Source organism: Aeromicrobium panaciterrae (assembly GCF_039537165.1).
GTDB lineage: Bacteria > Actinomycetota > Actinomycetes > Propionibacteriales > Nocardioidaceae > Aeromicrobium > Aeromicrobium panaciterrae.
The window spans coordinates 1814735-1827538 of the sequence record NZ_BAAAZZ010000002.1 but is presented as its reverse complement, the minus strand read 5'-3'; the positions used below and the strand labels follow the sequence as shown (position 1 = coordinate 1827538).

Here is a 12804-nt window from a genome sequence, read left to right as displayed (position 1 = left end):
CTTTTGATCCTGTAGTAAATACTCATGGGCAAGGAACTCGAGGCACTGTGAAGCTGCATCCTCAGGACCGGGTCACGGCCTTCACCGAGGCCGGCCTGTGGGGTGCCCGTTCGTGGCCCGAGCTTCTGGACGAGCACGTCCGTACGATGCCGGACCGGCTGGCCGTGGTCGACCCTCCCAACCTCGCCGACATCAACGGCAGCACACCCCAACGACTCACCTGGAGCGAGCTCGATCGGCAGGTCAACCGGTTGGCGGCCCTGCTGCGCGAGCACGGGGTCTCGCGCGGCGATGTCGTCGGCATCCAGCTGCCGAACTCGGCCGATCTCGTCATCTCCTACCTCGCGCTCGCATCGATCGGCGCCATCTCCACGCCCTTCCCGGCGCAGTACCGCGCGTTCGAGCTCGAGCAGATGGGCCGGCTCGCACACATCACGGCCTTCATCGGTGCCGGCCGCATCCACGACCACCAGCTCGCATCGGTCGCGCCGCGGCTGCGCCAGATCCCGGAGCTGCACTCGATCCTGGGACTCGGCCCCGACCTGCCCGACGGCGTCATCGCGATCGACGTACGCCACGGCGACGCAGCCCGGGTCGAGCGGCTCGACCACGATCCCAACGAAGCCGTCACGATCTGCTGGACCTCGGGGACCGAGTCGACCCCCAAGGGTGTGCCCCGTTGCGCCAACGACTGGTATCCCATGGCGATCTCGAGCGTCGACGGCGCTGAGCTGACGGTCGACGACGTCCTGCTCAACCCGTTCCCGATGGTCAACATGGCCGGGATCGGCGGCATGCTCGTGCCGTGGTTGCTGACCGGCGCGGTGCTGGTGCAGCACCACCCGTTCGACGCCGACATCTTCTTCGGCCAGCTGCACGCCGAGCAGGTCACCTACACCGTGGCACCGCCGGCCCTCCTGATCCGCGCCCTCGACCTGCCGGGCTGCACGCCCGAGACCCTGCGTTCCGTACGCGTCATCGGGTCCGGATCCGCGCCGCTGCCGCCGTCCATGATCACCGCGTGGCGCGACCGTTTCGAGATCGACGTCGTCAACTGCTTCGGCTCCAACGAGGGCATCAACATGATCAGCGACGCGCGTACGGTCCCCGATCCGACGCAACGATCGGTCCTCTTCCCCCGCTTCGGCTCACCCGACCACACGTGGCGCAACCGTGCCTCGCGCGGTGTGCAGAGCAAGCTGGTCGACCCGGTGACGGGCGACGACGTCACCACGCCGGACACTCCAGGTGAGCTGCGGCTCATGGGGCCCGGCGTCTTCGCGGGCTACCTCGCCGGCACGGCATCGAGCGATCCGTTCGACGAGGACGGCTACTACTGCACCGGTGACCTGTTCCAGCTCGTGGCCGACGACGATGGGGAGCTCCGGTTCCTCAAGTACGTCGATCGCGCCAAGGACCTCATCGTCCGCGGCGGCATGAACATCTCCCCAGCCGAGATCGAGTCGCTCGTGCTCGGCCATCCGTCCGTCGCCGAGGTCGCCGTCGTCGGCGTGCCTGACGACACGCTCGGCGAACGCACCTGCGCCGTCGTGGTCGCCCACTCCGGCCACTCCCTGACGCTCGACGACCTGACGTCCCATCTGCGTGAGCTCAACATCGCGACCTACAAGCTCCCCGAGAGCCTTGTCCTGGTCGATGCCCTGCCCCGCAACCCCGTGGGCAAGGTCCTCAAGCGTGAGCTGCGCGTGCAGCACTCGACCCGACACCCGGAGGCATCATGACGCAGGATCTCTACGTCCTCGGCGGCGCACAGACCGACTTCGCACGCAACTGGGCCAAGGAGGGACTCGGCCTGATCGACATGCTTGGCGAGGTCCTTCCCGCGACGTTCGCCGACGCCCAGGTCGACCCCTCCGAGATCGAGGTCGTGCACGTCGGCAACCTCGCCGGCGAGCTGTTCGCGGGCCAGGCGCAGCTCGGCGGACTGGTCGCCGCGGCGGAGCCCGGCCTGGTCGGACTGCCGTCCACCCGCCACGAGGCAGCCTGCGCCTCGGGCAGCACGGCGCTGGTCGCCGCCGGAGCCGACATCGCCTCGGGCCGCTACGACGTGGCGCTGGTCGTCGGCATCGAGCTGATGCGCAACGTCTCGGCCAAGCAGGCCGCCGACAACCTCGGCACTGCGGCCTGGGCCGGTCGCGAGGCGGTCGACGCCGAGTATGCCTGGCCGGCGCTGTTCGCCGAGGTCGCCGACGAGTACGAGGAGCGCTACGGCCTCGACCATGCCGTGCTCGGCCGCTTCGCCGAGATCGCGTTCGCCAACGGCGCCCGCAATCCTCTGGGGCAGTCCCGCGACTGGAGCTTCCCCGCCGGATCGTTCGACGAGGACGACAGCGTCAACCCGCTCGTCGAGGGACGACTGCGCAAGACCGACTGCGGCCGCATCACCGACGGCGCCGCCGCCGTCGTCGTCGCCGGTCCGGACTTCGCCGCCGAATGGGCTGCGGCGCGGGGCATCGAGCTCGAGCAGCTGGCTCGCATCACCGGCTTCGGGCATCGTACGGACACCCTGCTGCTGGCCGACAAGCTCGCCGCCTCGCGGAGCACCGAGCACCTCTTCCCGCACCTGCATGGCGCGATCCACGACGCATACCGACGTGCGGGACTGTCGGGCATCGCCGAGATCGACGTCGTCGAGATGCACGACTGCTTCAGCATCACCGGCCTCGTCACGCTCGAGCACCTCGGCCTGGTCAGCGGCGGCAAGGGCGGCGAGCCGATCCACGACGGCACGATCGAGCGCACCGGTCGCCTGCCGGTCAATCCCGGGGGCGGCCTGCTCGCCGGCGGTCATCCCGTCGGCGCGACCGGCGTACGCATGGTCCTCGACGCCGCCCGCCAGGTCACCGGCACGGCGGGCGACCTGCAGATCGACGGCGCTCGGCGCGTGCTGACGGTCAACGTCGGCGGGTCGTTCACCACCGCGGTGTCGTTCGTCGTCGAGGCCACCCCGTGACATCCACCCACCACACCGCCCAAGAAGGAGAAGTCCCATGGACCTCGATGTCGTAGGACGCCTGCTGTCGACCCTGCCGGCCGACGACGACCATCCCTACCGGACCGGACCCTGGCAGCCGCAGACGACGGAGTGGAAGGCCGACAACCTCGAGGTCGTGCAGGGCGAGATCCCGACCGACCTCGACGGCGTCTACCTGCGCAACACCGAGAACCCGCTGCATCCCGCGATCCAGAACTACCACCCGTTCGACGGTGACGGCATGGTCCATGTGGTGGGCTTCCGCGACGGCACCGCGTTCTACCGCAACCGCTTCGTGCGTACCGACGGCCTGGCCCTCGAGCAGGATGCCGGCAAGAGCCTCTGGGCAGGCCTGGCCGAGCGGCCGAGCCAGTCGCTCATGGATCACGGCTGGGGCGCGCGCACCCGGATGAAGGACGCGTCGAGCACCGACGTCGTGGTCCACAACGGCGTCGCGCTGACGTCGTTCTATCAGTGCGGAGACCTCTACCGCGTCGATCCGATGACGGCCGAGACGCTGGGCAAGGAGACCTGGGGCGGCACGTTCCCGTTCGACTGGGGCGTGTCGGCCCACCCCAAGATCGACGACGCCACCGGCGAGATGCTGTTCTTCAACTACAGCACCGAGGCGCCCTACATGAACTACGGCGTGGTCGACGCCAACAACGAGCTCGTCCACTACACGCCCGTCCCGCTGCCGGGTCCACGCCTGCCGCACGACATGGCGTTCACCGAGAACTACGCGATCCTCAACGACTGCCCGCTGTTCTGGGACCCGGAGGGTCTGGCACAGGGTGCGTACGCAGCACGCTTCCATCCCGACATGCCGATGCGACTCGGGGTGATACCTCGCCGCGGCGGGCCCGACGACATCCGGTGGTTCGACGCCGAGTCGACATTCGTCCTGCACTGGGTCAACGCGTGCGAGGACGGCGACGAGGTCGTCGTCGACGGGTTCTTCGAGAGCGATCCGGCACCGGCTGACAACGGCATGGGTGACAAGTGGCAGCGCGCGTTCCGGTTCCTGGCGAACGACCGCATGCAGCCGCGGCTGCACCGCTGGCGCCTCAACATGGTCACCGGGCTGTGCAAGGAGGAGTCGCTGACCGACACGATCAGCGAGTTCGGCATGATGAATGGCTCCCACGCAGGCCAGAAGTACCGCTACGCGTACGCCGCCACCAGCAAGCCGGCGTGGTTCCTGTTCGACGGCCTGGTCAAGCACGACACCTGGACGGGCCAGGAGCAGCACTTCCGGTTCGAGGACAACGTCTACGGCAGCGAGTCGGCCATGGCGCCGCGGGTCGGCAGCGCCGCCGAGGACGACGGCTACCTAATCACGCTGACGACCGACATGAACCAGGACGCGTCGTTCTGCGTCGTGTTCGACGCGTCCGACATCACGGTCGGCCCCGTGTGCACGCTGAGGCTGCCGGAGCGCATCTCCAGCGGAACGCACTCGACCTGGGCGGCCGGCTCTGACCTTCCCGACTGGGCCCACGTCGATGACCCGGCCACCGCGGTCGGGCTCTGACCCTCCCGGCCAGATGACCTACCCATCGGCGCACGCCGCACAGTTCCCGGACAAGCCTGCGGTCGTCATGGCCGGCACGGGTGAGGCGCTCACCTACCGTGAGCTGGACGACGGGTCGCAGCGCCTGGCCCAGCTGCTGTACGCGGCCGGCCTGCGGCCGGGTGACCACCTCGCGCTGGTGCTGGGCAACCATGTGCGCTTCCTGGAGGTCTACTGGGCGGCGATGCGTTCGGGCCTCTACTTCACGCCCGTCAACGCCTACCTCACCGGCGGCGAGGCGCGCTACGTGGTCGAGAACTGCGAGGCGTCGGCACTGCTGATCGACGCACGGCTCACCGAGACCGCTGCGGAGCTGGCCGACCTGCCGATGCCCGTACGGCTCAGCATCGGCGGCGCGGTCCCGGGCTTCGACGACTACGCCACGGCGGTCGCAGGGCACCCGGCCGCTCCGTTGGAGGACGAGCCGCTCGGATCGCACATGCTCTACAGCTCGGGTAGCACCGGGCAGCCCAAGGCCATCAACCGCGAGCTGACCGGCAAGCACGTCTCGGAGGGCAACGAGGCCCTGCGCATCTGGATCTCGGCGGCGTACGACGTCTCGCCCGACACGATCTGCCTCAGCCCCGCACCGCTCTATCACGCCGCACCGCTCTCGCTGTGCGCCGCGATCTCGTCGATCGGCGGGACGATCGTGCTGATGGAGAAGTTCGAGCCGGCGCCCGCGCTGGACGCGATCAGCACCTACCGGGCGACGCACGCGCTCGTCGTACCCACCATGTTCATCCGCCTGCTGCGCCTGGACGACGCGACGAAGGCTGCCGCTGACCTGAGCTCGTTGAGGTACGCGATCCACGGCGCCAGCCCGTGTCCGGCCAGCGTGAAGCGCGCCATGATCGAGTGGTGGGGCCCGGTGATCCACGAGTACTACGCCGGCAGCGAGGACAACGGCTCGACGCTGATCGACTCCGAGCAGTGGCTGGCGCATCCCGGCTCCGTCGGCAAGGCCAGTCCCGGAAGCACGGTGCACATCTGTGACCCCACCGGCGCCGAGCAGCCTGCTGGCGTCGACGGGGTGATCTACTTCGAGACCGAGGGTGCCGACCACACTTTCGAGTACCGCGACGAGCCCGACAAGACAGCCGCCACGCGCCACCCGGTGCACCCGACGTGGACGACTCTCGGCGACGTCGGTCACCTCGACCCCGAGGGCTACCTCTATCTCACCGACCGCACCGACTACATGATCATCTCGGGCGGCGTGAACATCTCGCCGCAAGAGATCGAGGACGTCCTGATCGAGCACCCTTCGGTGCTCGACGTCGCGGTGTTCGGCATCCCCGACGAGGAGTTCGGCGAGCAGGTCAAGGCCGTCGTCCAGCCGACCGATCCCTCCGCCGACCCCGCGGAGATCTCCGAGGAGCTCCGAACGTACGCGCGCGAACGGCTCGCCCGGCACAAGGTGCCCAAGACCGTCGACATCATCGACGAGATGCCGCGGTCGCCGGCGGGCAAGCTCTACAAACGGAAGCTCCGCGACGCCTACCTCTCTACTCTCTAGGGTCGGAGCCCACGCGCGGTCCGGCCGGGCTGGCGCAGCTTGGCGGAGTCGGCCGCGAACACGCACAACAACGACCGGGTCTCGCGCGGATCGACGATGTCCTGGATGTCGAACGCCTCAGCCGTACGAAATGGCGACATCAGTGCCGCAACCTCATCCTGCTTGGCACGAATGAACTCGTCGGGATCGTCGGCCGCCTCGATCTCCGCGCGGTAGGCAGCCTCGATCCCTCCCGACGACGGGAGCGAACCCCATTGCGCCGACGGCCAGGCGAACCGGCGCTGGAGTCGACGATGGTGTGACTGGCCGGCGCCGCCGACGCCGTACACCTTGCGCAGGAGCACCGAGCACCACGGGATGCGGGCCTGGTAGATCGCAGTCAGGGCGCGCATGCCGTGGCGGATCGCGCCGGCCCGTTCGCCGGCCGTTCCGATCATGAAGCCGGGGTTGTCGACCAGGTTGACCAGCGGCAGATGGAACGTGTCGGCGAGGTCGACGAAGCGGACCGCCTTCGCCGCCGACGTCTCGGTCCAGCTCCCGCCATAGATGTAGGGATCGCCCGCCATGATCGCCACGGGCCAGCCATCAAGGCGGGCGAACCCGGTGACGAGCGAGCGACCGTACGATGCGCCGATCTCGAAGAAGCTGCCCCGGTCGACGAGCGACTCGATGATGGGCCGGATCCGGTAGACCTGTCGCGGATCCCGCGGGATCGCATCGGCCAGCCAGTCGTCCGCCCGCCCCGGATCGTCGGTGACGGGCCCGCGCTCCGGCACCTCGTCGACCGACGGTGGCAGATAGGACAGGAATCGCCTGGCGCTGGCGAACGCCTCCTCCTCGGACTCGACGATCGCGTCGACCGTGCCGTTGGGCCCGTGCACGTCGACCCCGCCGAGCTCCTCCTTCGTCACGGTCTCACCGACTCCGGCCACGACCGGCGGCCCGGCGACAAAGGTCTGGCTGAGCCCTCGCACCATGACGGAGTAGTGGCTCGTCACGAGTCGAGCTGCACCGAAGCCGGCGACGGGACCGAGTCCGAGCGCCACCACGGGGACCACCGAGAGGTTGTCGATCGCGAACTCGAAGCCGGGGAGCATCGGGACATAGCTGCGTCCCATCTCCTCCAGGCTCCGGATGCTGCCGCCACCACCGGTGCCGTCCAGCATCCGCACCAGGGGGAGACGCAATTCGCCCGCCATCTGCTCGGAGTAGACCTGCTTGTCGACGATCGCGCCGTCCGAGGCACCGCCGCGCACCGTGAAGTCGTCGACCCCCAGCACGACCTTGCGGCCCTCGATGCGCGCGGTGCCGGTGATGAAGTTCGCCGGTACGACGTCGACGAGCTCACCGTCGACGTAGCGGCTCTTGGCCGCCAGCACGCCGATCTCGTGGAACGAGTCGTCATCGACCAGGGCGGCGATCCGTTGCCTGGCGTCGCTCTTGCCACGTCCGTGCTGGCGGGCAACCTTCTCCTCGCCGCCCATCCGCTCGGCGATCTCCCGCCGACGGGCGATCTCGTCGAGCTCGGGCTGCCACTCACTCACGTGTCGTCCCCCACGATCGCGACGACCTGGTTCTCCGCCACTGGGTCTCCCTCCGCCACCCGGATCTCACGCACGAGCCCGGCGATCGGTGAGCTGACGGGGATGTCCATCTTCATCGCCTCGACATGGACGACCGAGCCGCCGACGGCGATGTCCTGGCCCACCGACACCTGGACCCGGGTCACCGTTCCGGCGACCTCGCTGCGTACCTCGACATCCATGACCATTCCTCTCGTCGGCCGGCCAAAGACCAGATCCATAGCACGAAATAGTGACTTGCGTTACTGTAGCGTAACGCTCATCTGGAGGGTTCTTGACGACATCACCGCAGGTCACGCCCCGTTCCGGCATTGAGCTGATGAGCGCCCCGGAGCTCATCGCCCACCGCGCCGCGCTCTCCCCCGACACGATATTTCTGCGCGATGTCGCCGGCGGCACCCTGACGTACGGGCAGCTCCACACCGACGCACTCCGCTGGGCGGACGCGCTCGAACGCGGTGGCGTGCAGCCAGATGACGCGGTCGGGTCGATGCTGCCCAACGGCACCGACACGTACGCCGTGTGGCTGGGAGCCGGCTGGCTCCACGCCATGGAGGTGCCGATCAACGTCGAGCTTCGCGGGTCCGTGCTGCGCCACGTGCTGACGGACGCGCGGGTCGAGGTGCTGGTCGTGCACGCCGATGTGCTCGACCGGGTCATGGCCGTCGCGGACGAGCTCCCTGCGCTGCGACTCATCGTCGTGATCGGTGCGCCGGGGCCTCTCCCCGAGGGCCCGCGACTCGTCGGCGCCGAGACATTCCTCTCCGACGCGGGCGAGACGCCGCGCGTGCCGCCGCAGGGCCACGACATCGCCTCGGTGCTCTACACGTCGGGCACCACCGGCCCGTCCAAGGGCGTGCTCGTGCCATGGGCCCAGCTGCAGGCCGGCAGCGTGCCGACGATCCGGTTCGCCACCAACGACGGTGCCGACCGCTTCTATGCGACGGGCTCCCCCAGCCACGTCGTGTCCAAGGGCGCGTTCATGACGATGGCCCTGACGGAAGGAGAGCTGATCGTCCGCCCGACGTTCAGCCTCAGCGAGTTCTGGCTCGACGTCCGCCGGTTCGGGATACGCAGCACCGTGCTGGTCGGCGCCATGGCGGACTTCCTGCTCGCCGCCGAGCCGGCGGCCGACGACGCCGACACGACGCTCACGAACGTCCTGATGGCACCTGTCACGCCCCGCGTCGATGAGTTCAACGCCCGCTTCGGGACTCGTGCCTGGACTGCCTACAACATGACCGAGATCAGCGTGCCGTTCGCGACGGAGGACTGGGGCATCGACGATCCTGCGTCGTGCGGCGTCCTGCGTACTGACTTCCCCCACTACGAGGCCCGGCTGGTTGATGAGTGGGACAACGAGGTCGAGACGGGTGAGGTCGGCGAGCTGATCGTACGAACCGGTGTGCCCTGGACGCTCAACGCCGGCTATCTCCACCAGCCCGAGGCCACCGCCCGGGCATGGCGCAACGGCTGGTTCCACACCGGCGACGCGTTCCGCCGAGACGCCGAGGGACGCTACTACTTCGTCGACCGGATGAAGGACACGATCCGGCGGCGCGGCGAGAACATCTCCTCGTTCGAGGTGGAGGCCGAGGTGCTGCAGCATCCCCAGGTCGCCGAGTGCGCCGCCGTCGCGGTGTCCGCCGACGAGCTCGAGGACGAGATCAAGGTCGTCGTGGTGGAGTCGGCACCGGGTGCCCTCGATCCGGCCGAGCTGGTGTCGTTCCTCAGCAGCAGGGTGCCGAGGTACATGGTGCCGCGCTATGTCGAGATCGTGGCCGAGCTGCCCAGGACCCAGACGTTGCGTGTCCAGAAGGCCGAGCTGCGGGCCCGACAGCCGGGAGGCGTCCTGTGGGACCGGCAGGTCAGTGACCGGTGAAGACCGCTGGACGCTTCTCGAGGAATGCTGCGACGCCCTCACGGTGGTCGTCCGACAGCTGACACTCGGTCATCGCCGCGACATGTGCCACCAGGTGCTCGTCGCGGGCCTTGGCGCTCGACTCGTTGAGCAGCCGCTTGACCCGCTCGATCGCGAACGGCGAGCCGCTCGACACGCTGGCCGCTAGGGCGCGGGCGGCAGGCATCAGCCCGTCCGGCTCGACCACGTCGAGCACGAAGCCGATCCGCTGTGCCTCGTCGGCCGGGATGAAGTCGCCCGAGAACACGAGACGCTTGGCCATCTGCAGCCCGACCAGCTGCGGAAGGAGCCACGTACCGGCGCCCGTGTCGGGCACCAGACCGCGCTTGACGAAGATCCACGAGAACGTCGCCCTCGTCGATGCGATGCGGAAGTCGCACTGTGTCGCGAGCTCGACGCCCAGGCCGGCGGCGGGCCCGTCTATCGCTGCGATGACGGGCTTGGTCGCATCGTGCAGGAACCAGTGCTGGCCGTCGGTGTGCTGCGTACGGTCTGCCGGATCCGTGCCGGGCTCGACGTCGTGGAGCTCGGTGAGATCGGTGCCGGCGCAGAACTGGCCGGGTGAGCCGGTGAGGACGATCGCACGCACGCCGGGATCGTCCTCGGCGGACTTCACCGAGTCGCGGATCGCCGCCAGCATCGCGTAGCTCAGCGCGTTGCGCTTCTCGGGACGGTCGATCGTGATGACCGCCAGGCCGTCATCGACGGAGTAGCGGACGAACTCGGCCGTGCTCGTCGTACCTTCGCTGCGCCCAGTCATGCCGGGACCGCCGTACGGTCGGCGACGAACCGGAACTCGACACCGCACAGCAGCAGGGACTCGCCGACCCTGGCCGGATCCGTGGCGGCGACATCGACCGCCACCAGGCCGGTCGACTCACCAGAACGTACGAAACGCAGGACCGTTTCCTGCAGCGGCAGGGTCGTCGGGTCCGACAGCGGGACGTCGAGGATCGTCGACCACGTCTGCGCCATGGCCTCGGGATCCGGCGTGGCGAGCTCGGCGCCGACGATGTCCCTGGCCACGTCGGTGCATGACGCCTCGAAGATCCGTGGTGCGAAGTGCCAGCTGTCGTGGGGGTCCACTTGGTCGAGCTCGGCAAGCGTTCCCAACGCCTTCGGGTGCCACTGCGAGATCCGATTGCCCTCGAAGTCCTCGGCGAACAGCGGCTCGATCCCGAGCTCAGCTGCTCGGGCGATGTCGGCCGACAGGTCGTCGACCTGGACCACGAGCATGTAGCCGACCGCACCCTTGCGCTCCACCAGACGGCCGTGGGAGGAGTCCGACGTCATCGGCGCGCACAGCTCGAGGAACGTGTCGCCGAACGACAGGACCTCGTGGACGAACCCGAGCTCGGCCATCGACTCGGGATCGCGTGTGCCACTGGTGTTGCCGAACGCCGCGCGGCACTGCGCGATCGCCTCGTCGAGATCGGGGACCAGCAGGACGACCTGCCGGATCGTGGGGACAGCGGACATGGCTCCTCCTAGGACGTCACGGACTGGGCAGGGCTCGCAATCTGGGCACGCAGCTCTCGCTTGAGGATCTTGCCGATCGCGTTGCGCGGCAACGCCTCGACGACCTCCAACCGTTCGGGCCACTTGAAGGTCGCCACTTCCTTCTCCTTGAGTGCCGCGATGATCTCGTCGAGGGTCGGCGCAGCGGTGCCCTCGCGGGGAACGACGAAGAGGCAGACGCGTTCGCCGAGGCGGTCGTCGGGCATGGCCACGGCTGCGACCTCGGCGATGCGCTCGTCGGCGATCACCAGGCCTTCGAGCTCGGCGGCGGAGATCTTGAAGCCGCCGCGGATGATCAGGTCCTTGGCGCGGTCGACGTGCTTGAGGTACGACGGGGTGTCCGCGTTGATCTCGAACACGTCGCCGGTGCAGAACCAGCCGTCCTCGTCGAATCCGTGGCGTCCCTTGTTCCAGTAGCCAGCGAAGATCGTCGGACCCTTGAGGCGCAGCTCCCCTGCACGCCCCGGCGTGGTGATGTCGGTGCCGTCCTCGAGGCTCACGAGTCGTCCGCTCATCGCCTGCGCGACGTCGATCCGGTAGGGCATGTCAGCGATGCCGTACCTCGGGAAGAACTGTCCGCGTTCGGTCGGCTCGGGAACCGTGTCGGGGTCGGAGAAGAGGACACCCCCCTCGTTGGAGCCGAACAGGTTGAGGACCTCCACGCCGTGGTCGCGTTCCCACCGGCCGATCATCCAGCCGGAGAGCGGAGCCGAGCCCGAGCCGACGGCCCGCAGGGACGAGAGGTCGTGGGTGTCGAACGCGACGTCGTCGGCCACCAGCATGTCGAGGACCAGCGGTGGAGCGCAGGTGTAGGTGACGCGTTCGTCCTCGATCTGCTTGACGAAGACGTCGAGGTCGAACGGGTGGTGCTGCGCCAGCGTCGTGCCCAGGGTGATCCACGGCATGAACATGCCCGCGAGGCCACCACCGTTGACCATGGGGAACGGGTTGAGCAGCACATCGCCCTCGTGCAGGCGCGGCGCCTGGGAGCACGCACCCGACAGGACTTCCCAGTCGCCGTAGGCACGGGGCACTCCCTTGGGGATGCCCTCGGTCCCTGAGGTCCAGACCAGCGTGACGCAGTCGTTGGAGTCCAGGTGGAGAGCGTCGAGGTGGGAGCGGAGCTCGCGCGAGTCGTCATCCGCCTCGCGCATCAGGGGATCGAGCAGTCCCACGCCCTCATGGCTTCCTTCACCGAACGCCAGCACGGTCTCCAACGACTCAACGTCCTCGGCCAGGGCGACGCCGTCAGCGGCCAGCTCGCGTCCGACCGCGTGCGTTGCCGTGACGAACAGCCGGAGACCAGCGGCCTCTCCCATGCCGCGCAGCTCATGACGGCGGTACTGGACCGGGAACGGGGTGACGATCGCGCCGAGGCGGGCAATCGCCAGGAGGGTGATGGGGAGCTCGACGGAGTTGGGCAGCTGCACGCCGACCACGACATCCTTGCGGACCCCGTGGTCGTACAGCACCCGCGAGAGTCGGTCGACCTGGTCGCCGACCTCGTGCCAGGTGAGCCTGCGGGGCGGACCCTGGATGAACGTCTCACGGTTCGGCGCGTCGATCAGCGAGGTCCGGTCGGGCACCTCCCGGCGATGCTGGTCGAGGAGGTCCGACCAGGTCCGTTCGCTCCACCAACCGTCGCGCCGGAATCCGGCGGCTGCTTCCTCGGAAAACAGTTGCACTGTGCCCCAC

At 68.7% G+C, this 12804-nt stretch carries 10 protein-coding genes; 5 read left to right on the top strand and 5 right to left on the bottom strand.

Annotation, left to right across the window (positions count from 1 at the left end):
- The first annotated feature begins 47 nt into the window (after nt 1-47).
- The 4 genes from ABD683_RS09825 to ABD683_RS09810 are packed head-to-tail and all read left to right on the top strand — an operon-like array spanning nt 48 to nt 6087.
- The gene (locus ABD683_RS09825) at nt 48-1742 is read left to right on the top strand and encodes a class I adenylate-forming enzyme family protein (protein WP_344769516.1); all 1695 of its coding nucleotides are present in this window, start codon (nt 48-50) and stop codon (nt 1740-1742) included.
- On the top strand, nt 1739-2974 hold the full coding sequence (locus ABD683_RS09820) for an acetyl-CoA acetyltransferase (RefSeq protein ID WP_344769514.1): 1236 nt from the start codon (nt 1739-1741) through the stop codon (nt 2972-2974). Before ABD683_RS09825 ends, ABD683_RS09820 begins: the two co-directional genes overlap by 4 nt.
- Before the next feature lie 37 nt (nt 2975-3011).
- Nucleotides 3012-4529, top strand: a complete 1518-nt coding sequence (locus ABD683_RS09815; RefSeq protein WP_344769511.1) for a carotenoid oxygenase family protein — start codon at nt 3012-3014, stop codon at nt 4527-4529.
- A 13-nt stretch (nt 4530-4542) separates the two neighbouring features.
- Nucleotides 4543-6087, top strand: a complete 1545-nt coding sequence (locus ABD683_RS09810; protein ID WP_344769509.1) for an acyl-CoA synthetase — start codon at nt 4543-4545, stop codon at nt 6085-6087.
- On the opposite strand, the gene ABD683_RS09805 is transcribed toward ABD683_RS09810, so the two are convergent.
- Nucleotides 6084-7631, bottom strand: coding sequence for an acyl-CoA carboxylase subunit beta (locus ABD683_RS09805; protein ID WP_344769507.1), 1548 nt, complete (start codon nt 7629-7631; stop codon nt 6084-6086). The genes ABD683_RS09810 and ABD683_RS09805 overlap by 4 nt on opposite strands.
- Nucleotides 7628-7852: an acyl-CoA carboxylase biotin carboxyl carrier protein subunit gene (locus tag ABD683_RS09800; protein ID WP_344769504.1), complete on the bottom strand. Its 225-nt coding sequence runs from the start codon at nt 7850-7852 to the stop codon at nt 7628-7630. Before ABD683_RS09800 ends, ABD683_RS09805 begins: the two co-directional genes overlap by 4 nt.
- Before the next feature lie 92 nt (nt 7853-7944).
- Between ABD683_RS09800 and ABD683_RS09795 the strand changes: the two genes are divergently transcribed.
- Entirely contained in the window at nt 7945-9552 is a 1608-nt protein-coding gene (locus ABD683_RS09795) for an AMP-binding protein (RefSeq protein ID WP_344769501.1), read from the top strand.
- Here ABD683_RS09795 and ABD683_RS09790 read toward each other — a convergent pair.
- From ABD683_RS09790 to ABD683_RS09780, 3 genes are read right to left on the bottom strand one after another with little or no spacing between them, the layout of a single operon-like run.
- Nucleotides 9539-10351, bottom strand: a complete 813-nt coding sequence (locus ABD683_RS09790) for an enoyl-CoA hydratase/isomerase family protein (protein ID WP_344769499.1) — start codon at nt 10349-10351, stop codon at nt 9539-9541. The two genes, ABD683_RS09795 and ABD683_RS09790, sit on opposite strands and share 14 nt — an antisense overlap.
- A complete protein-coding gene (locus ABD683_RS09785; RefSeq protein ID WP_344769497.1) occupies nt 10348-11070 on the bottom strand; it encodes a VOC family protein in 723 nt (240 codons plus the stop codon). Before ABD683_RS09785 ends, ABD683_RS09790 begins: the two co-directional genes overlap by 4 nt.
- A gap of 8 nt (nt 11071-11078) precedes the next feature.
- Nucleotides 11079-12794, bottom strand: coding sequence for a class I adenylate-forming enzyme family protein (locus tag ABD683_RS09780; protein WP_344769495.1), 1716 nt, complete (start codon nt 12792-12794; stop codon nt 11079-11081).
- Nucleotides 12795-12804 lie beyond the last annotated feature (10 nt).

Bases quoted from the DNA above. Each gene is read 5' to 3' on its own strand.
- ABD683_RS09820 (WP_344769514.1), top strand. From the start codon at position 1,739: ATGACGCAGGATCTCTACGTCCTCGGCGGCGCACAGACCGACTTCGCA.
- ABD683_RS09815 (WP_344769511.1), top strand. From the start codon at position 3,012: ATGGACCTCGATGTCGTAGGACGCCTGCTGTCGACCCTGCCGGCCGAC.
- ABD683_RS09810 (WP_344769509.1), top strand. From the start codon at position 4,543: ATGACCTACCCATCGGCGCACGCCGCACAGTTCCCGGACAAGCCTGCG.
- ABD683_RS09800 (WP_344769504.1), bottom strand. From the start codon at position 7,852: ATGGATGTCGAGGTACGCAGCGAGGTCGCCGGAACGGTGACCCGGGTC.
- ABD683_RS09790 (WP_344769499.1), bottom strand. From the start codon at position 10,351: ATGACTGGGCGCAGCGAAGGTACGACGAGCACGGCCGAGTTCGTCCGC.
- ABD683_RS09785 (WP_344769497.1), bottom strand. From the start codon at position 11,070: ATGTCCGCTGTCCCCACGATCCGGCAGGTCGTCCTGCTGGTCCCCGAT.